At 69.5% G+C, this 18,969-nt stretch carries 16 protein-coding genes and 2 tRNA genes; 8 read left to right on the forward strand and 10 right to left on the reverse strand.

Annotation, left to right across the window (positions count from 1 at the left end):
• Positions 1-109: 109 nt before the first annotated feature.
• From ACYVO7_RS12260 to ACYVO7_RS12280, 5 genes are all read right to left on the reverse strand, one after another.
• Positions 110-2,923: a valine--tRNA ligase gene (locus tag ACYVO7_RS12260; protein WP_460450105.1), complete on the reverse strand. Its 2,814-nt coding sequence runs from the start codon at positions 2,921-2,923 to the stop codon at positions 110-112.
• 116 nt (positions 2,924-3,039) lie between these two features.
• Positions 3,040-3,573, reverse strand: a complete 534-nt coding sequence (locus tag ACYVO7_RS12265) for a PopZ family protein (RefSeq protein ID WP_460450106.1) — start codon at positions 3,571-3,573, stop codon at positions 3,040-3,042.
• A gap of 167 nt (positions 3,574-3,740) precedes the next feature.
• Complete coding sequence (locus tag ACYVO7_RS12270) at positions 3,741-5,225, reverse strand: TolC family outer membrane protein (RefSeq protein ID WP_460450107.1); 1,485 nt, start codon at positions 5,223-5,225, stop codon at positions 3,741-3,743.
• Positions 5,226-5,347: 122 nt separating this feature from the next.
• On the reverse strand, positions 5,348-6,013 hold the full coding sequence (locus tag ACYVO7_RS12275; RefSeq protein ID WP_460450108.1) for a protein-L-isoaspartate O-methyltransferase family protein: 666 nt from the start codon (positions 6,011-6,013) through the stop codon (positions 5,348-5,350).
• 151 nt (positions 6,014-6,164) lie between these two features.
• Positions 6,165-6,238 (reverse strand) — tRNA-Cys (locus tag ACYVO7_RS12280).
• Positions 6,239-6,411: 173 nt separating this feature from the next.
• Between ACYVO7_RS12280 and ACYVO7_RS12285 the strand changes: the two genes are divergently transcribed.
• The 6 genes from ACYVO7_RS12285 to ACYVO7_RS12310 all read left to right on the forward strand — a co-directional run bounded on the left by ACYVO7_RS12285 (position 6,412) and on the right by ACYVO7_RS12310 (position 13,018).
• Positions 6,412-6,487 (forward strand) — tRNA-Asn (locus ACYVO7_RS12285).
• Between the two features lie 171 nt (positions 6,488-6,658).
• On the forward strand, positions 6,659-8,122 hold the full coding sequence (locus tag ACYVO7_RS12290; RefSeq protein ID WP_460450109.1) for a cryptochrome/photolyase family protein: 1,464 nt from the start codon (positions 6,659-6,661) through the stop codon (positions 8,120-8,122).
• Positions 8,123-8,185: 63 nt separating this feature from the next.
• Positions 8,186-9,502 (forward strand): NAD(P)/FAD-dependent oxidoreductase, encoded by a 1,317-nt coding sequence (locus tag ACYVO7_RS12295; protein ID WP_460450110.1) that lies wholly within the window; start codon positions 8,186-8,188, stop codon positions 9,500-9,502.
• Positions 9,499-10,389, forward strand: coding sequence for a DUF1365 domain-containing protein (locus tag ACYVO7_RS12300; RefSeq protein WP_460450111.1), 891 nt, complete (start codon positions 9,499-9,501; stop codon positions 10,387-10,389). The genes ACYVO7_RS12295 and ACYVO7_RS12300 overlap by 4 nt, the downstream gene beginning before the upstream one ends.
• A 32-nt stretch (positions 10,390-10,421) precedes the next feature.
• The gene (locus tag ACYVO7_RS12305; protein ID WP_460450112.1) at positions 10,422-11,672 is read left to right on the forward strand and encodes a class I SAM-dependent methyltransferase; all 1,251 of its coding nucleotides are present in this window, start codon (positions 10,422-10,424) and stop codon (positions 11,670-11,672) included.
• Positions 11,669-13,018 carry an MFS transporter gene (locus ACYVO7_RS12310; protein WP_460450113.1) on the forward strand — a complete coding sequence of 450 codons (1,350 nt, stop codon included), beginning with the start codon at positions 11,669-11,671 and terminating at the stop codon, positions 13,016-13,018. Before ACYVO7_RS12305 ends, ACYVO7_RS12310 begins: the two co-directional genes overlap by 4 nt.
• On the opposite strand, the gene ACYVO7_RS12315 is transcribed toward ACYVO7_RS12310, so the two are convergent.
• Entirely contained in the window at positions 13,015-13,806 is a 792-nt protein-coding gene (locus ACYVO7_RS12315; protein ID WP_460450114.1) for an SDR family NAD(P)-dependent oxidoreductase, read from the reverse strand. The two genes, ACYVO7_RS12310 and ACYVO7_RS12315, sit on opposite strands and share 4 nt — an antisense overlap.
• A 35-nt stretch (positions 13,807-13,841) precedes the next feature.
• On the reverse strand, positions 13,842-14,501 hold the full coding sequence (locus tag ACYVO7_RS12320) for a ChrR family anti-sigma-E factor (protein ID WP_460450115.1): 660 nt from the start codon (positions 14,499-14,501) through the stop codon (positions 13,842-13,844).
• A 234-nt stretch (positions 14,502-14,735) separates the two neighbouring features.
• Here ACYVO7_RS12320 and ACYVO7_RS12325 point away from each other — a divergent pair, with 234 nt between their 5' ends.
• Positions 14,736-15,449 carry an alanyl-tRNA editing protein gene (locus tag ACYVO7_RS12325; protein ID WP_460450116.1) on the forward strand — a complete coding sequence of 238 codons (714 nt, stop codon included), beginning with the start codon at positions 14,736-14,738 and terminating at the stop codon, positions 15,447-15,449.
• Positions 15,450-15,477: 28 nt separating this feature from the next.
• The gene (gene sseA / locus ACYVO7_RS12330) at positions 15,478-16,335 is read left to right on the forward strand and encodes a 3-mercaptopyruvate sulfurtransferase (RefSeq protein WP_460450117.1); all 858 of its coding nucleotides are present in this window, start codon (positions 15,478-15,480) and stop codon (positions 16,333-16,335) included.
• Positions 16,336-16,442: 107 nt separating this feature from the next.
• On the opposite strand, the gene ACYVO7_RS12335 is transcribed toward sseA, so the two are convergent.
• The 3 genes from ACYVO7_RS12335 to ACYVO7_RS12345 are packed head-to-tail and all read right to left on the reverse strand — an operon-like array spanning position 16,443 to position 18,959.
• Positions 16,443-16,940, reverse strand: a complete 498-nt coding sequence (locus tag ACYVO7_RS12335) for a hypothetical protein (RefSeq protein WP_460450118.1) — start codon at positions 16,938-16,940, stop codon at positions 16,443-16,445.
• Between the two features lie 22 nt (positions 16,941-16,962).
• Entirely contained in the window at positions 16,963-17,751 is a 789-nt protein-coding gene (locus ACYVO7_RS12340; RefSeq protein WP_460450119.1) for an amino acid ABC transporter ATP-binding protein, read from the reverse strand.
• 11 nt (positions 17,752-17,762) lie between these two features.
• Complete coding sequence (locus ACYVO7_RS12345) at positions 17,763-18,959, reverse strand: amino acid ABC transporter permease (RefSeq protein WP_460450120.1); 1,197 nt, start codon at positions 18,957-18,959, stop codon at positions 17,763-17,765.
• Positions 18,960-18,969 lie beyond the last annotated feature (10 nt).

Consider the following 18,969-nt stretch of genomic DNA (forward strand, 5'->3'; position numbering starts at 1 on the left):
ACCCATGTCGGTCCGGCGATTGACGATCGTTCGGCCCGGATTCCGGCGCCCGACGGCTGCGGACCGTTCGGGACCGACCTCGATTCGCCGGGGAAGTGGCGCGGCGGGCCTACGCTTTCTTCAACCGCTCCAGGGCGTCACGGAGCTTGCCGGCCCGGTCGAGCGCCTCCTGGCGGCGCTCGCGCTGCTCCTCGACGACCTCCTCGGGCGCCCGGGCCAGGAAGTCGGCGTTGCCAAGCTTGGCGTCCACCTTGGCGACGTCCGCCTCCAGCTTGCCGATCTCCTTCTGGAGCCGCTGGCTCTCGGCCTCGATGTCGACCACGCCCGCCAGCGGCAGGGCGGCGACGTCGCCCCGGACGACGAGCTGGACCGACTCGCTGGGCGCCGCCGTGGCGAAGTCGATCGCCGACAACCTCGCCAGACGCTTGAGCATGTCTCCCCAACGCTCGGCGCGGACGCGCGTTTCCTCGCCCACGCCCACCAATACGAGCGGGATCTGCGCTGCGGCCGGCACGTTCACCTCCTGCCGGGCCGAGCGGATCTCGGTGATCAGGTCGACCAGCCAGCCGATCTCCGCCTGGGCGTCCGGGTCGGCGACGCCCGCGTCGGCCGGCCAGGGCGCCAGCGCCAGGATGGTCTCGCGCTTCGGCCCTTCCTGGCCCTTGATCTCCCAGAGCTCCTCGGTGAGGAACGGCATGAACGGGTGCAGCAGCTTGGCGATGGCGTCCAGCACATGCGCTACGCTCGCGCGGGTCTCGGCCTTCTCGGCCTCGTCCGACCCCATGAAGACCGGCTTGGCGAGCTCCAGATACCAGTCGCAGAACACGTTCCAGACGAAACGGTAGGCGGCGTTAGCCGCATCGTTGAACCTGTAGGCCTCGATCGCGGCGGTGACCTCGGCCACCGCGGTCCCGAGTTCCGACAGGGCCCAGCGGTTCAGCGGCAGCCTGGCCGACGCGGGGTCGAACCCGGCCACGCGCGCGCACTCGTTCATCTCGGCGAAGCGCGCCGCGTTCCAGAGCTTGGTCGCGAAGTTGCGGTAGCCCTCGACGCGCTGGCGGGAGAGCTTGATGTCCCTCCCCTGCGCCGCCATGGCGGCCAGCGTGAAGCGCAGGGCGTCCGCGCCGTAGGCCTCCACGAGCTCCAGCGGGTCGATGACGTTGCCCTTCGACTTCGACATCTTCGCCCCTTTCTCGTCGCGGACGAGGGCGTGGATGTAGACCGTGTGGAAGGGGATCTCCTCCATGAAATGGAGGCCCATCATCATCATCCGGGCGACCCAGAAGAAGATGATGTCGAAGCCGGTGACCAGCACATCCGTGGGATAGTGCCGCGCCAGCTCGGGCGTGGCGTCCGGCCAGCCGAGGGTGGAGAAGGGCCAGAGCGCTGACGAGAACCAAGTGTCGAGCACGTCCTCGTCGCGCGTGAGCTGCACGGCGTCGCCGAAACGCGCCTTGGCGCTGGCGTAGGCCGCCTCCTCGCTCTCCTCGACGAAGATGGAGCCGTCCGGCCCGTACCAGGCGGGGATCTGGTGACCCCACCAGAGCTGGCGCGAGACGCACCAGGGCTCGATGTTGTCGAGCCACTGGAAGTAGGTCTTCTCCCAGTTCTCGGGCACGAATTTGGTCCGCCCGTCGCGCACGGCGGCGAGCGCCGGCTGCGCCAGGGTCTTGGCGTCGACATACCACTGGTCCGTCAGCCAGGGCTCGATCACCACATTGGACCGGTCGCCATGCGGGACGGTGTGGCCGGTCGGCTCGATCGTGGCCAGAAGGCCCTTCCCGGCCATCAGGGCGACCACGCGCTTGCGGGCCTCGAAGCGGTCGACCCCGTGGAGGGCCATGACCTCAGGCTCCGGGCTCGCGCCCGCCAGGAAGGCGTCATTGCCGGCCAGCAGCATGGCCGCTTCGGCGTCCAGGATGTTGACCACCGCCAAGCCGTGCCGCTTGCCGACCTCGAAGTCGTTGAAGTCGTGCGCCGGGGTGATCTTCACCGCGCCGGTGCCCTTCTCCGGGTCGGCGTAGTCGTCGGCCACGATCGGGATCACGCGCCCGACCAGCGGCAGCACCACATTGCGGCCGATGAGATGCTTCAGCGTCTCGTTCTCGGGATGCACCGCGATGGCGGTGTCGCCCAGCATCGTCTCCGGGCGCGTCGTCGCGATGCGGATGAACGTGCCGGCGTCGGCCGGGTCATAGGCCGCGCCTTCGAGCGGGTAGTCGAAATAGAACAGGTGCCCGCTCGGGTCTCGGTCCAGCAGCTTGCCCAGGGCGGCGAGATCGAGCGCCTTCGGCTCCTCGGCGTCCGCAGCCGGGCGCTCCCACTTGAAGCTGCCCTTCTTCTCGACCTGCACGACCTCGAGGTCCGAGATCGCGGTCTGGAACTTCGGGTCCCAGTTCACGAGGCGCTTGTCGCGATAGATCAGGCCCTGCTTGTGCAGGGCGACGAACACCTTCAGCACGGCCCGGGACAGGCCCTCGTCCATGGTGAAGCGCTCGCGCGACCAGTCGCAGGACGCGCCCAGGCGCTTCAGCTGGTTGACGATCACGCCGCCGGATTCGGCCTTCCACTCCCAGACGCGCTTCACGAAGGCCTCGCGGCCCATCGCGCGGCGGCCCGGCTCCTGCTTCTCCATGAGCTGGCGCTCCACCACCATCTGGGTGGCGATGCCCGCATGGTCGGTGCCCGGCTGCCAGAGCACGTCCTTGCCGCGCATGCGCTCGAAGCGGCACAGGATGTCCTGCAGCGTGTTGTTGAGCGCATGCCCCATGTGGAGCGAGCCGGTGACGTTCGGCGGCGGGATCACGATGGTGTAGGGCTCCGCGCCCGCCCGCTCGGGCCGGCCGGCCTTGAACGCCTGTTCCCGCTCCCAAAGCTCGGCGATGCGCTTCTCGACGGAAGCGGGTTCGAACGTCTTGTCCATCGTGAATCCTTCGGCCGGGCGTCCGGCCCGCGCTGCGCGCTAGAAAACCGAGCAGGCGCGCTTAGTCAACGGCGATGCTGCGCCGGGCAGGCCCGCCTCGCGGCGGGGCGGAGGGCTCAGCCGCGCGGACCGCGCGACAGCCGCTCGATCTCGGCCTTGACGAGCCGCTCGACGAGGGCCGGCAGATTGTCGTCCAGCCACGCCTTCAGCATCGGCCGCATCATGTCCTTGACGAGATCCTCCAGCGTCCGCGCCTGGGTCGTCAGAATGGCCGACGAGAACATGTTGAAGGTCGAGGCCACCGCAGCGTCCGCCATGGGCGACAGCAGCGCATCCTCCGCGCGCGGAGGAGGAGGCGCGGGCGCCGCCGGAGGAGGCGGCGGCGGCTCGGGCGCCGGGGGCGGCGCGACGGGCTCCTCGCGCTTGGGAAGGATGAGCAGAGGATCCTCCGTCTCGCGGAAGTCCACGGCGTCCTCGTCGTCCGAATGCTCGACGTCGTCCCAGCCCGGCTGCTGCACGGTCGCGAGGTCGAGCACGTCGTCCTCGGGCTCCTGGGCCGCCTCCGGCTCAGGCTCCGGCTGGGCGGCGACGGGCGCATCCTTCTGGTCGTCCGCGATGATGCGACGAATGGAGGCGAGAATCTCCTCCATCGAAGGTTCGTTCGCCTTCAGGCTCGCAGCACTCATCGGGCCCGCCGCTCCGTCATCGCCAAAGACGCGCCGAATCAAACCAGTCCGCGTCGACGCTCGGACGCAAGTATCGTCTCGGTTCGCCGGGGCGCAACCCGGTTGAAGCGGCTATCCAGAAGCTTCGGAGATCAGCGGCCGTCGGGGTTGCGCAGGCCGATCCACTTGTCGCGGACCTGCTCGTAATGGACCGAGGGCTTGTACTCCTGGGTCGCAAGGCGGAGCTGGTTGGACGACAGCCGCCCGAGCGCGCTCTGCAGGTTGTAGGACGCCACCACCCGGTCGCGCTGGGCCGTGATCAGGCTGACGCGCGCCGTGAGGAGCTCCTGCTGGGCGTTCAGCACGTCGAGCGTGGTGCGCTGTCCGACCTTGGCTTCTTCGCGCACGCCGTTCAGCGCCACTTCAGCCGCCTGGATCTGCGCCTGGGACGCCGTGATGCGCTCCTTGGTGGCTTCGAGGGCCGCCCAGGCGGACACCACCGACTGGCGCACCGAATCGCGCACCTGATCGGCCTCGATCCGGCGCTGGCCCAGCGTCTCCTTGGCCTGGCGGACACGAGAATAGACCTCGCCGCCTTCGTAGATCGGCACCGAAAGGGTGCCGGTCACCGCCGCGGTGTTCAGCTCCGAGCCGGTCGACTGGTACTGCCACCGATGAGTCAGCGTGCCCTGCAGCGAGACGCTGGGCGCGAGCTCGCCTTCCGTGACCTTCACCAGCAGCGCCGCCGCGTCGACTGAGTGAAGGGCGGACTGGATCGAGGGGTGGGCGGACTGCGACAGCGCGACCGCGGCCTCCAGGGTCCGCGGCAGATTGGCCTCGAGCGGCTTGGCCGGGGCGAGCTGGCGCGCCTCCACGCCGATGACCTGGCGGAAGCGCGACAGCGAGGCCTTGAGGTTGCCGGCCGCGGAGCTCGCGTCGGAACGCGACGCCGCCAGGCGGGCTTCGGCCTGGGCGACGTCCGTGCGGGTCACCTCGCCGACATTGAAGCGGTCGCGCGTCTGGCGCAGCTGCTCGTCGAGCACGTCGATGTTGTTGTTGCGCAAATTCAGGATCGCGGTGTCGCGCAGCACGTCCATATAGGCCGTCGCGCCATCCAGCAGGACCGACTGCTCGGTCGAGCGGAGCTGTTCGCGCGCCGCAAGGACGTTGGCGTCGGCGCGGCGGACCGAGTTGCCGGTCCGAAAGCCGTTGAACAGAGTCTGGTTGACCTGCAGGCCTACCCCATGAGGGAAGAATTTTTCGTTCTTACTGCCCGAGACAGGCGACGTCAGATCTTGGACGCTGTACCCGACGTCCGCCGACGCGGCGACCTTCGGCCGATAGCCCGACAGCGCCTGATTCACGTTCTCGTCCACGGCGCGAACGGCCGCCCGCTGCGCATTCAGCTGAGGGTTTGCGTTATAGGCTCGCGCAAGGGCGCTCTCGATGGTTTCCGCATTCACCACTCCGCTGGGAAGCAGCAAAGCGGCGACCGCGCAGGACAGAAGCGCCTTGCGCGCGTTTGGGGTCAGACCCTTTGACAATTCGCCACCCGCCTCGTCGTACCTGGAGCCGCTCCGGACAATCGCCTCCCAGAGCAGCGGAAGTCTGCGCAGCAAAGCCGCAAACGCAACCATAGCTAAGTTTATGACACGCAGCCTAACCTCAGCTTGCTAGAGGCTAACCTGTCCCAGGCGATCATTGAAGTTGCCCGGGCCGATTTCGAGTCACTGCCGCAAAAAGGTGACAGTGATAAGCGTCAAAACACGAAGGTCGGGACAGCCTTGAACTCGTCGATGACCGGGGCCGCGGCGTCGAAAACCGCCCTGCCCCCCACGATGTCTCCCGACTTCCTGTAGACCATGGCCTTGGCCGAGCGGCCCACGCCATGGACGCCGACCAGCCGGCCGCCGTCGCGCAACTGGGCGAACAGCCCGGTCGGCTCCAGTTCGAACGCCCCGTTTACCACGATGACGTCGAACGGCGCCTCCTTCTCGCAGCCGCTCTTGAGCGGGCCCGACACGACGGCGACGTTCGCGACGCCCAGGCCGCCCAGGATCTCGCCGGCCTTGGAGGCGAGCGCCGGATCCGATTCGAGAGCCACCACCGAGGCGGCGAGCCGCGCCAGCACGGCGCTGGAGTAGCCCGTCCCGCAGCCGACGTCGAGGACCACGTCCTCCGGGCGAATCGAGGCCGCCTGGAGCAGCCGGGCGAAGACCATCGGGGAGAGCATCGTGCGCCTGGCGCCGTCGGCCGCGCCGACCGTCAGGCCCAGATCCGCATAGGCGATGCTGCGCTGGTCCGCCGCGAGGAACAGCTCGCGCGGGGTCTCCTCCATGGCCTCGAGCACGGGAGCGGACGTGATGTCATAGGTCCGCAGCTGGCAGTCGACCATCATGCGGCGCTGCAAAGCATAGTCGGGCATGGGTGACCTCCTGCGGGAAGGAAGACGGCGCGGACCGGGCGGCCGCAGCCAAGAACGTGCCGCGTTTTCGACCAGCCGAAGCGAAAACGCAAGCGCTCCCGACATCCGGCGAAGCCCTGCGCGGGCGATGGTCATGGGGGACGGCGGGGGATGGAGGCCTCGCCCGGAATCGAACCGGGGTGCAAGGATTTGCAGTCCTCTGCGTAACCACTCCGCCACGAGGCCATCGTGTCTCCGCCCGGGAGTTGGGCGGCGCGAGCAAGGCCCTGATACAGAACTCGCCGCGGCCGGGCAACGCCTTTCGTTTCGATTGGTTGACTGAAATCTTTTGCGGCCCTCTTCGCATCGAAGGGGTTGCGCGACCGGTTCGGCTGATGTAATCCCCCGCCTGCCGACGGTCCCCGATAGCTCAGTTGGTAGAGCATTCGACTGTTAATCGAATTGTCGCAGGTTCGAGCCCTGCTCGGGGAGCCAACTCTCTTCTTCGGCGTCTGAAATCCAAAACAATCCAGAGACTTGAGCTTGGCCCGCCGGGGCCGGGACGGTCGCTCCGCGTTCGCGCGGGCGCCTCGCGCCGGTGATCTGGGCCGGGCCGCGCGCCGTAGGCTGGGGGCTCCGCAGCGCCTCCGGGAGATGGCCAGCCTGATGACACGACCCGCGCTCGTCTGGTTCCGCGAGGACCTCCGGCTCTCCGACAATCCGGCCCTGACCGCGGCCCGCGACAGCGGCGCGCCGGTGCTGGCCTTCTATGTCTTCGACGAGCAGAGCGACGGCGTCCGCCCGCTGGGAGGCGCGTCTCGCTGGTGGCTGCATCATTCGCTGGCGGCGCTGGCGGCGAGCCTGGAAAAGGCCGGCGGCCGTCTGGTGATCCTGCGCGGTCCCGCCCGGATGGTGATCGAGCGGCTGCGCGTGAAGCTTGCCCCCGCGGCGGCGTACTGGAACCGCCGGTATGACGGCCCGGGCATGGCGGTCGATTCGGACGTGAAGGCCGATCTGAGGGCGCAGGGGATCGTCGCCGAGAGCTTCAACGGCGCCCTTCTGTACGAACCGTGGATGGTGAAGTCGCGCGCGGGCGAGCCGATGAAGGTCTTCACCCCGTTCTGGCGCGCCGCCCAGGCGTCCGGGCCGCCCCCTTCGCCGCTCGCCCCGGTGGACAGGTTGCAGAGCGCCGAGGCGAGCGACGCCGATCTCGGCGCCGTGACGCTGGACGACCTGGCCCTGCTTCCCACCCGGCCGGACTGGGCCGGCGGGCTGCGGGAGACCTGGACGCCCGGCGAGGCCGGCGCGCAGGCCCGCCTCGACGCCTTCCTCCGGCGCGAGCTGAAGGGCTATGGCGACGGGCGCGACAGGCCCGACCGGGCCGCGACCTCGCGGTTGTCCCCCCACCTTCGCTTCGGCGAGATCAGCCCCCGCCAGATCTGGGCCGCGGCCGAAGCGGCCGTCGAGAACGGTTCGTCCCCGGCGCCCGTGGAGGACCTCGCCAAGTTCCAGTCCGAGCTGGGCTGGCGCGAGTTTTCGCACCATCTCCTCTTCCGGCATCCGGAGCTGGCGCGGACCAATGTCCAGCGCAAGTTCGACGATTTCCCCTGGCGTCCCGACCCGGATCTCGTCCGGGCCTGGCGGCGCGGGATGACCGGCTACCCGATCGTCGACGCCGGCATGCGGCAGCTCTGGCGCACGGGATGGATGCACAACCGGGTTCGGATGATCGCCGCGTCCTTCCTCATCAAGCACCTCCTCCAGGACTGGCGCGAGGGCGAGGCCTGGTTCTGGGACACGCTGGTCGACGCCGACCCGGCCAACAACGCCGCGAGCTGGCAATGGGTCGCCGGCTCCGGGGCGGACGCCGCGCCCTATTACCGGATCTTCAACCCCATCCTGCAGGGCGAGAAGTTCGATCCGCGGGGCGACTATGTCCGCGCCTTCGCGCCCGAACTCGCCCGCCTGCCGGCGGACGTGATCCACAAGCCCTGGACCGCCTCTCCGGACGTCCTGGCCAGGGCCGGCGTGCGCCTCGGCGACACCTATCCGCTCCCCGTCGTCGACCACGCCGAAGCCCGGGCCCTGGCGCTCGCCGCGCTTTCGGAGATTTCCTCGTCGAAAGGCTGAAACCGAACGCGCGAAGCGTCCGTATACTCCAGCGCAATCGGCAACGCTTTCGCTTGGGTTCACATGCGCATCGCCATCATCGGGACCGGCATCGCCGGCAACGCGGCCGCCTACGCGATCGCGACCAGCACGTCCCACCGCCTGACGGTCTATGAGCGCGAGAATCGCCTGGGAGGCCATTCGGCCACCGTGGACGTCGACTATGACGGCGAGCGGATCGCGGTGGACACCGGCTTCATCGTCTTCAACGAACCCAATTACGAGAACCTGACGGCCCTCTTCGCCGAACTCGGCGTCGAGACGCGCGCCTCCGACATGAGCTTCGCCGTCTCGGCGCGCGGCGGCCGCTTCGAGTGGTGCGGGCGCACGACGGACGTCGCCAACGGGCTCTTCGCGCAGCGGCGCAACCTGCTCTCGCCCGGCTACATGCGCATGCTGATCGAGGTGCTGCGCTTCAACAGGGTCGCCGTCGAGGACAGGAAGGCCGGCCGGCTCGGCTCGTTGTCGCTCGACCACTACGTCACCCTGCGCGGCTTCTCCCGGCGCTTCCGGGACGACTACATCGTGCCGATGGGCGCCGCGATCTGGTCGATGTCGCCGGCCGCCATGCTGGCCTTCCCGGCCGAGAGCTTCATCGCCTTTTTCCAGAACCACCATCTGCTGCAATGGGAGCGGCCGGTGTGGCGCACGGTCGTGGGCGGCAGCCGGTCCTATGTCGAGCGCGTCAGCGCTCCCTACCGCGACCGGATCCGTCTGGGCGCCGGCGTGACGCGCGTCGTTCGCGGTCCCGATGGGGTCGAGGTCACCGACTCGACCGGCCAGACGGAGCTGTTCGACCAGGTCGTGTTCGCGTCCCATTCGGACCAGACGCTCGCCATGCTCGCCGATGCGAGCGAGCAGGAGAAGGCCGTCCTCGGCGCCGTCCGGTTCCGCGACAACGACGTCTACCTGCATCGCGACCTCGCCTTGATGCCGCGCCGCCGCCGCGCCTGGTCGGCCTGGAACGTGATGCAGAACGACGACCCGCAGGCGGATCTCTGCGTCTCCTACTGGATGAACGCCCTGCAGGGCGTCGACCCGGCGAAGCCGCTCTTCGTGACCCTGAACCCGCCTCGTCCGCCCGCGGCGGAGAAGACCTTCGGCCGCTTCAGCTACGCCCATCCCCAGTTCGACGCGGCGGCGCTCGCCGCCCAGAAGGCGCTGCCTACCGTGCAGGGCCGCAACCGCGTCTGGTTCTGCGGAGCCTGGACCGGCTACGGCTTCCACGAGGACGGGGTCCGCTCGGGCCTCGCAGTGGCCGAGGCGCTGGGCGGGACCGTGTCGTGGCGGCGCAAGGCGGTCGTGCAGGAGAGCGCCGCCCTGCTGGAGGCCGCCGAATGAGCGGAGCGCGCGCGACATTTCCGCCTCCGGCGGACGCCGTCTCGATCTACCGGGGCGTGGTGATGCACGCCCGGCTGAAGCCGGTCGCGCATCGATTCTCCTATGAGGTCTTCTCGCTCCTCGTCGATCTCGGCCGCCTGAAGGACGCCGACGCGGCGAGCGCGGCCTTTTCGGTCGGCCGCTTCAACCTGCTCTCCTTCCACGAGCGGGACCACGGGCCGCGGGACGGATCGTCGCTGCAGGATCACGTCCGACGCATCGTCGCGGCGGCGGGCGTCGAACCGCCGGACGGGCGCGTGCTGCTGTTGTGCTATCCGCGGATGCTGGGCTTCGCCTTCAATCCGCTGGCGGTCTATTTCGCCTACCGGGCCGACGGCGACCTGGCCGCCATCGTCTACGAGGTCCGCAACACCTTCGGGCAGAACCACACTTATGTGTGCCCCGTCGAGGACGTCCAGATCGGTCCGGCCGGGGTGCGGCAGGAACGGCGCAAGCTCTTCTACGTGTCGCCGTTCAACGGGATGGAGATGGGCTACCGGTTCCGCGTGCTTCCGCCCGGCGAACGGGTGACGCTGCGCATCCTGGAGTCGGACGCTGAAGGCCCGCTCCTGGCGGCGGCCTTCCACGGCGGGCGGAGCGCGCTGACGACCGCCTCGATCCTGCGCGCCCTGGCGCGCGTGCCTCTCCTCACCCTCAAGGTCGTCGGCGGCATTCACTGGGAAGCGCTGCGGCTCTGGGCCAAGGGCATGCGCCTGACGCCCCGCCCGCCCGCGCCGCCCGCCGTCAGCATCGCCGACGGCGTCTACGCCAAGTCCCCCGCCGGGAGCGCCTCCGCCCACGAGACCATTCCGACGGGAGTTCAAGACATGGCCGCATCCCGCTCATGACCAAGCATTTTTCAATGAGGACGCTCGGCCCGATGGACCTGCCGATCCCCCTTGCCTCCGCCCCGGTCCGGGTGACCGCCGACAACCTCTCCGACGTGACGCGCGATCTTCCCTTCGCCGCCCGTCAGGCCGTGGCCTTCGCGGCTCGCCTGGAAGCGGGCTCGCTCACCGTGGGCCTTCCCGACGGCAGGACCCTGCTGATCGAGGGGCCGCAGGCCGGCCCGGACGCCGTCATGACGGTGCGCGACATCCAGTTCGCGAGGCGGCTCATCGAGGGCGGCGACATCGGCATCGCCGAGGCGTTCCTGCATGGCGAGTGGGACACGCCGGACCTGACCCGCTTCCTCGAGCTTTTTTGCGCCAATCACCACCTGATCGCCAACATACTGGAGCACCGGCCCGTCGCCCGGTTCCTCCAGCGCGTGCGCCACTGGATGAACCGCAACACGCGCTCGGGCTCGCGCCGCAACATCCACGCCCATTACGATCTCGGGAACCGGTTCTACGAGTCCTGGCTCGACGGCTCGATGACCTATTCGTCGGCCCTGTTCGCCGGCGCGGGCGAAGACCTCGCCACCGCCCAGAAGCGGAAATACGAAGCGCTCGCCCACAAGCTTCAGATCGGCCCCGAGCACCACGTGCTGGAGATCGGATGCGGGTGGGGCGGCTTCGCCGAATACGCCGCGCGCGAGATCGGCTGCCGCGTCACCGGCCTGACGATCTCGCGCGAGCAGTTCGACTACGCCCGCCGCCGCATGGCCGAGGCCGGCCTCGCCGACAGGGTCGAGATCAAGCTCCAGGACTATCGCGACGAGAAGGGCGTCTATGACCGCATCGCCTCGATCGAGATGTTCGAGGCCGTGGGAGAAGAGTACTGGGCGGTCTATTTCCGCCAGCTGTCCGCGCGCCTCAAGGCAGGCGGCTCGGCCGGGCTGCAGGTCATCACCATCAAGGACAGCCTGTTCGAGACCTACCGGCGCGAGATCGACTTCATCCGCCGCTACATCTTTCCGGGCGGCATGCTGCCCTCCCCCGCTATGATGAAGCATCTCGGCGAGAAGGTCGGCCTCGCGCTCCGCGACGAGCGGATCTTCGGCCTGGATTACGCGGTGACGCTCGCCACCTGGCGCGAGCGCTTCCGCGAGGCGTGGCCGAACCTCGTCCCCCTCGGCTTCGACGAGCGCTTCCGGCGCATGTGGGAGTACTATCTGGCCTATTGCGAGGCGGGGTTCCTCTCCGGCAACATCGACGTGCGCCAGATCGTCTACACGAAGCCCGCGTGACCGGCGACGCCGAGCCGAGCGCCCGGCGGCTGCTGGCCTATGCGCTGCCGGCGCTTCCGCTCGCGATCCTGAGCCTGCCCTTCTATGTGCTGGTCCCGGCCTATTACGCGGCGGGCCTCGCTTTGCCCATCGCGGCCGTCGGCCAGACGCTCATGATGGTGCGCATCGTCGACGCGGTCAGCGACCCGCTCGTGGGCGCCCTCGCCGACCGGTTCCGGCCGAGATTCGGGCGCCGGAGGCTGTGGGTGGCGCTGGCGACGCCCTTCGTCGTGGTCGCCGCGTGGCGCGTGTTCGCGCCGCCGCCCTCCGCGGGCCTGTGGGGCCTGTTCGGCTGGGGAGCGGCGCTGTCCATCGCCTGGACGGCGATCCAGATTCCCTACGGCGCCTGGGGAGCGGAGCTGTCCCGGTCCTACGCGGGACGCAACCGCGTCACCGCCTATCGCGAGGCCCTCACCGTGGCGGGCGCCCTGCTGGCGCTGACGCTTCCGGCCCTTCTGCCGCGCTTCGGCGTCGAGGGCGACGGCGCGGTCCTGGCCGCCTTCGCGGCGATCGTGGCCGTCGCCCTCCCGCTCGGGACGGCGGCCGCCGTCCTCGTCGTGCCCGAGCCGGTGGAGCGCTCGCGCAAGACGGCGGGCTGGCGCGACGGCCTCGCGGGGCTGGCCGCGAACCGGCCTTTCTGGCGCCTGCTTCTCGCCTTCCTGGTCAACGGCCTCGCCAATGGCCTGCCGGCCACGCTGTTCCTCTTCTTCGTGCGCTTCAGGCTGGACGCCGCCGATGCGGCGGGCCCGCTGCTCGTCCTCTACTTCCTGGCCGGCGTCGCCGGCGTCCCCGGCTGGCTCTGGCTGGCGCGGCGCACCAGCAAGCATCGGGCCTGGTGCTGGGGAATGATGCTCGCCTGCGCGGCGTTCTCGGTCGCGCCATGGCTCGGGTCGGGCGACGTCGCCGCCTTCGCGGTCGTCACGCTCGTCACCGGGCTGGCCCTGGGCGCGGACGTCATCCTCCCGGCCAGCATGCAGGCCGACGTGATCGACGTCGACACGGCCCGCTCCGGCGAAGAACGGACCGGCGTGTATCTGGCGTTCTGGGCGCTCGCCACGAAACTGGCGCTGGCCGGCGCGGTGGGCGTGGCCTTCCCGATTCTCGGCGCGGCCGGGTTCGACGCGGCGCTGGGCTCCGGCAATCCGCCCTCGAGCCTCGCCACGCTGGCCTTTCTCTACGCCGGCCTTCCGGTCCTGCTGAAGCTGGCCGCCATCGCGCTCGTGTGGCGGTTTCCCCTCGACGCAAAGGCCCATGCGGAGCTGCGCCGCGCCATCGAGAGCGCCCGGGAGCGCGAAGCGCCTCCCTAGCGGGAGCGCCCGACGCCCGTCGCCCGGGCGACGAGCGGAAAATACAGGCTATAAGGCAGGTGGTTGATCGCCTTCAGGATCCACGACAGCCGGCGCGGGAAGGTGATCTCGAAGCCGCCTTTGGCGAAACCGTCGCAGATCCGCCGCGCCGCGTCCTCGGCCGGGATCAGGAACGGCATCGGGAACTCGTTCCGGTCGGTCAGCGGCGTGCCGACGAAGCCCGGATTGACCACCTGCAGGGTGACGCCGACGTCGTCGCAGGTGAATTTCAGGGCCTCGGCCATGTTGATCAGCGCCGCCTTGGTGGCCCCATAAGCGGCCGAGGTCGGCAGGCCGCCATAGCCCGCCACCGACGCGTTCAACGCGATCTGCCCACGCCCCCGCCCCGTCATCGCCGGGATCAGGACGGCGAGCCCGTTCACCGCGCCCCCGACATTCACCTCGAAAGTCCGCATCACGAGATCGGCGTCGAAGCCGGCGCCCTTCATGGGGTAGAACGTGCCGGCGTTCAGGAAGGCCAGGGCGACGGGACCCAAATTACGCTCGACCGCCGCGAAGGCCTCGGCCATCTCGTCCTTGCGCGTCACATCCGCCGGGAAGGCGACGATCCGCCCCGGGCCGGTCGCCTCGCGGGCCAGCGCCTCCAGCTCCCCGCGGCGGCGGGCCGTGGCCGCGACCGCATAGCCGCGGCGCGCCAGCTCCAGCGCGGTGGCCCGGCCGATGCCCGAGCTCGCGCCCGTGACCCACGCCACGCCGTCGGCCGGAGACGCCCGATAGGTGTTCGCCATCGCCGACCGTCCTGTCGCTGAATGGAAGGGCGGCCTCAGTGGCCGACGATGCGGCGGACGAAGCGCGCCAGCGGCCCGGTGAGCCGCAGCGGCGCGTCCGTGACGGCGAAGCAGATGCAGTCCTCGTCGTCGTCGGCCCGGGGATGGTGGTCGATCTCCGGATCGGCGATCGCGATGTCGCCGCGCACATAATGCCCGGTCGAATCGCTGAACCCGCCGCGCAGGACCAGGGTGACCTCGCTGCCCTCGTGGGTATGCGACGGAATGGTCTTGCCGGGCTTGATCCAATAGAAGGTCGCCTCGGTTCCGGCCTGGTCGGGAAGCCGGAACTCGCGCACGCCGGGAAGCTTGAAACGCCACGGAATGTCCGACACCCGCTTGCCGGCGACGGCGCAGAGCGGGGGCGGCATCACCGAGCAGACCGGCGCGGCGGGGCGCGGCTCGACCCGCTCGGCGGCCTCGAAGATCGCCGCGAGCTTGCGGTCCCGGTCGGCGACCGAGCAGGCGGGCATGTCCTCGAGAGCTTGGGCCCCGATCTGCTCCATCGCGCGCACGAAGGACCGGCTCTCGGGCTTCAGATAGAGATGCGCCGCGACGAGCGAGTGGAGATGAGGGCTGAGCGTCCCCGCCGCATAGCCGGCGAGCAGCTCGTCCAGTCGGGATCCGTTCGGGGCGGCTTCGTCGTTCGGGCTCAAGATGGCTCTCGTGTCGTGGGGTCTTCACGCCGGCGTGAAGCAAGGTCCCCTGTCTACGGGAAAGGCGAAGCCTTGGATCATCCTCGCCGGCTTGGGTCGAGCTGCATGATGCCATGCGGGCGCATGCGCCGCGACCAAAACCAGGGCCCGGGGCCGCCCGGCGGCGCAGCCTCTTCCCACGGACGGCCGAACTGGTCTAGCGTCGCCGCCCGAACCGCATTTCATGGACGTTCAATGCCGACCGAATTCCTTTTCAGAGACGACGCTTACCTGCAGTCCTGCGACGCCACGGTGGTGGAGGTGAACGACCGGGGCGGGATCGTCCTGGACCGCACCGTCTTTTATCCGACGGGCGGCGGCCAGCCGGGCGACAAGGGCGCGCTCGTGGCCGCTGACGGCTCCGAGATCGCCATCGCCACGGCCGTCTATGGCGAGGACAAGTCCACCATCGTGCATGTTCCGGAGGCGGGCTCGACCTTGCCGTCGGTCGGCGACCGCGTGACGGCCCGGATCGACTGGTCCGTCCGCCTGCCGCGCATGCGCATCCACACCGCGCTGCATCTCCTCACCACCGTGCTGCCCTATCCGGTCACCGGGGGCTCCATCGGCGACGGCGAAGGCCGCCTCGATTTCGACATCCCCGACGCGGGGCTGGACAAGGATCAGTTGACCGAGGCGCTCGCCAAGGCGGTCGGCCGCAACGCCGACGTGCGGCAGAGCTGGATCACCGACGCCGAGCTGGAGGCCAATCCGGGGCTGGTGAAGACCATGTCGGTGAAGCCGCCCATCGGATCGGGCCGCGTGCGCCTGATCGAGATCGAAGGCCTCGACCTCCAGCCCTGCGGCGGCACGCACGTCGCCAACACGCGCGAGATCGGGACCGTCCTGGTCACCACCATCGAAAAGAAGGGCAAGCAGAACCGGCGCGTCCGGATCGCGCTCGCCTGACATCCTCCCCTCCAGAACAGGCGCACCCATGGCGGCCAATCCCGACCTCGTCACGACCGAGTGGCTCGAAAACCATCTGAGCGCGCCCGACCTCGTCGTGGTGGACGCGTCCTGGTACCTGCCGACGCAGAACCGCGACGCCAAGGCCGAACATGCGGCGGGCCATATCCCCGGCGCGGTGCATCTCGACATCGACGAGGTGTCGGATCACGACGACCCCCTGCCCCACATGCTGCCGCGCCCCGAGCCGTTCGCCCGGGCCGTGGGCGCGCTGGGGATCGGCGACGGCGTGCGGATCGTCGTCTATGACGGACTGGGCCTGTTCTCCGCCCCGCGCGTCTGGTGGATGCTGCGCGCCTTCGGGGCGCGCGACGTCGCCGTGCTTGAAGGCGGAGCGCCGAAATGGCGGGCCGAGGGGCGCCCCTGGACGGACGAGCCGACCCGCCGCCGCCCGGCGACCTTCACGCCCCGCTTCGACCATGGCGCGGTGGCCTCCCGCGAGGACATCGCCCGCATGCTGGCGTCCGGCTCGCACCAGGTCGTCGACGCCCGCGCGGCGGACCGGTTCCGCGGCGACGCGCCCGAGCCGCGGCCGGGTCTGAAGGCCGGCCATATGCCCGGCAGCCTGAACGTGCCCTGGTCCGAGGTGCAATCCAACGGGACGCTGCGAGCGCCGGACGAGATCCGGGCCGCCTTCGCCAAGGCCGGGGTGGATCTGCAAAAGCCCATCGTCACGACCTGCGGGTCCGGCGTCTCGGCCGCGATCCTGACGCTCGCGCTCAACAGCGCCGGCGTGCCGACCCGGACGGTCTATGACGGATCCTGGGCCGAATGGGGCGGCCGCGACGACTGCCCCGTCGCCACGGGGGACGCGCCGCCGCGCTGAGCGAGGCTAGAGCATGCTGCGAAAAGGCGGAAACCGGCTTTTCGCGCCAAAGCATGCGACCATCAGGAAACGGGGCATGCCGTGTTTCCGTCGAAACACGGCATGCTCTAGGCGCCTCGGCTTGCGAAGCGCCGGGCGGCGCGCCCGGCGAGCAGCAACGTCACGGCGCTCGCCGCCAGAAGGAGCGGACCGACCAGCCGGTCGGTCCCGACGGCCCGCAAGGGCGCGACCGGATCGCCCCAGCCCAGCGCGCGGCAGGGGCACGCGCCTCCGAAGGTGGCCGTCGCCGTGATCAAGGCCGACCAGAGGATCGTGAACAGCGACGCGGCGCTCACGGCCGCGCGGGCCGGCGGCGACAGGCCGTAGGGGTCCAGCCCGAGCGCGATCCAGCCCACCGCGAAGAAGGGCAGCGAGGCCAGCGCCCCCACATAGAGCGCGCCGGCCTGGCACTGCCGGCAATCGACCCACAGAAAGGCCGCGAAGGACACCACCGCGCCGGCCAGCACGGGCCCGACCGCGGCCCGGCCATGGCGCCAGCCGATGCTGGCGAGCACGCCGGCCAGCATCAAGAGCCCGATGCCCAGGAGAGCGGCGGCGGCCCGCAAGGCTGCGCCTCCCGCCCGCGGCTCAGTGCAGGATCTGGCTGAGGAAGAGCTTGGTGCGCTCGTGCTGCGGGTTCCGGAAGAACTCGTCGGGCGTGTTCATCTCGACGATCTGCCCGGCGTCCATGAAGATGACCCGGTTGGCGACCTGCCGGGCGAAACCCATCTCGTGGGTCACGCAGATCATCGTCATGCCCTCCATGGCGAGCGTCACCATGGTGTCGAGCACCTCCTTGACCATCTCGGGATCGAGGGCGGAGGTGGGCTCGTCGAACAGCATGATCTTGGGGCTCATGCACAGCGAGCGGGCGATGGCCACGCGCTGCTGCTGGCCGCCCGAAAGCTGGCCGGGATATTTGTTGGCCTGCTCGGGGATCTTGACGCGACGCAGATAGTGCATCGCGACCTCCTCGGCGTCCTTCTTGGGCATCTTCTTGACCCAGATCGGCGCGAGGGTGCAGTTCTCGAGGATCGTCAGGTGCGGGAACAGGTTGAAGTGCTGGAAGACCATGCCCACCTCGCGGCGGATCTCGTCGATCCGCTTGAGGTCGTTGGTGAGTTCGATGCCGTCGACGATGATCCGGCCTTTCTGGTGCTCCTCCAGCCGGTTGATGCAGCGGATCATGGTCGACTTGCCGGAGCCGGACGGCCCGCACACCACCACGCGTTCGCCGCGCTTCACGGTGAGGTTGATGTCGCGCAGCACGTGGAACTCGCCGTACCACTTGTTCATGTCGATCAGTTCGATCGCGGTCTCGTTCTTGAGTTGAGCGGGCTTGAGGCTGGCCGGCGCGGCGGCGATGGCAGACGACATGGAGTTCCCCCTTACCGTTTGTCTGCGCGCGCCAGGCGGGCTTCCACGCCCCGCGCGTAACGCGACATCAGGTAGCAGCAGATGAAGTAGAAGACGGCGGCGTACAGGTAGCCCGTCGCCGAGACGGTCGGCGCGCCCCAGGTCGGATCGATGCGGGCCGCCTCGATCGTCTTGAGGAAGTCGAAAATGCCCACGATGACGACGAGGGTCGTGTCCTTGAACAGCCCGATGTAGGTGTTCACGATGTTGGGGATGGTGATCTTCAGCGCCTGCGGAAGGACCACGAGGCCCATCATCTGCCAGTAGCTCAGGCCCATCGCCATGGCGCCCTCGTACTGGCCGCGCGGGAGCGCCTGCAGGCCGGCGCGCACCACCTCGGCCATGTAGGCGGCGGCGAAGAGCGCGATGCCGACGAGCGCCCGCAGCAGCTTGTCGGGCTGCAGGTAGTCCGGCACGAACAGCGGCAGCATCACGCTGGCCATGAACAGCACCGTGATGAGCGGAACGCCGCGCACGAATTCGATGAAGATGACGCTGAAGAGCTTGGCCGCGGGCATGGTCGACCGGCGGCCCAGCGCCAGGACGATCCCGAGCGGCAGCGACACCACGATGCCCACGGCCGAGCACACGATGGTGACCAGGATGCCGCCCCAGAGATTGGTCTCGACCTTCCGCAATCCGAACGCCGGCACGCCGACGAGGAGGATGAAGGACAGGATCGGCAGCACGATGAAGAAATAGAGGGCGCCGAGGTCGCGGCGCGGCGCCTTCAGGTTCAAGAGCCACACGACGCCGATGGCGAGCAGCGCGAAGAACACGTTGACGCGCCACCGCTCGGAGACCGGGTAGGACCCGTAGGTGAAATAGGCCGCGCGATCCCAGATGAAGGCCCAGCAGGCCCCGACCGCGGTGCGCTCCGGCGTGTAGATGCAGACGTCGCGGTTGGCGCCCGACCACACCGCGTCGATGAGCACGAAGCGGATGAAGGGCGGGATCAGCCACGCCAGCATGAGCGCGATGACGATGGTGAGCGCGATGTTCACCGGCCCGGTGAACAGATGCTCGCGCATCCACGCCCGCGGGCCGACCACCGTCGACGGCGGCGGCGACGGAGCCAGCGTCGAGCCGCTGACGAAGGCGGGCCCTGCGGCCTTGCCGGCGGGGGCGCCGGACGGCGCCGGAAAGGCGGTCGCGTCGGTGGCGGTCATGGTCTGCTCC

Source organism: Alsobacter sp. SYSU BS001988 (assembly GCF_054796215.1).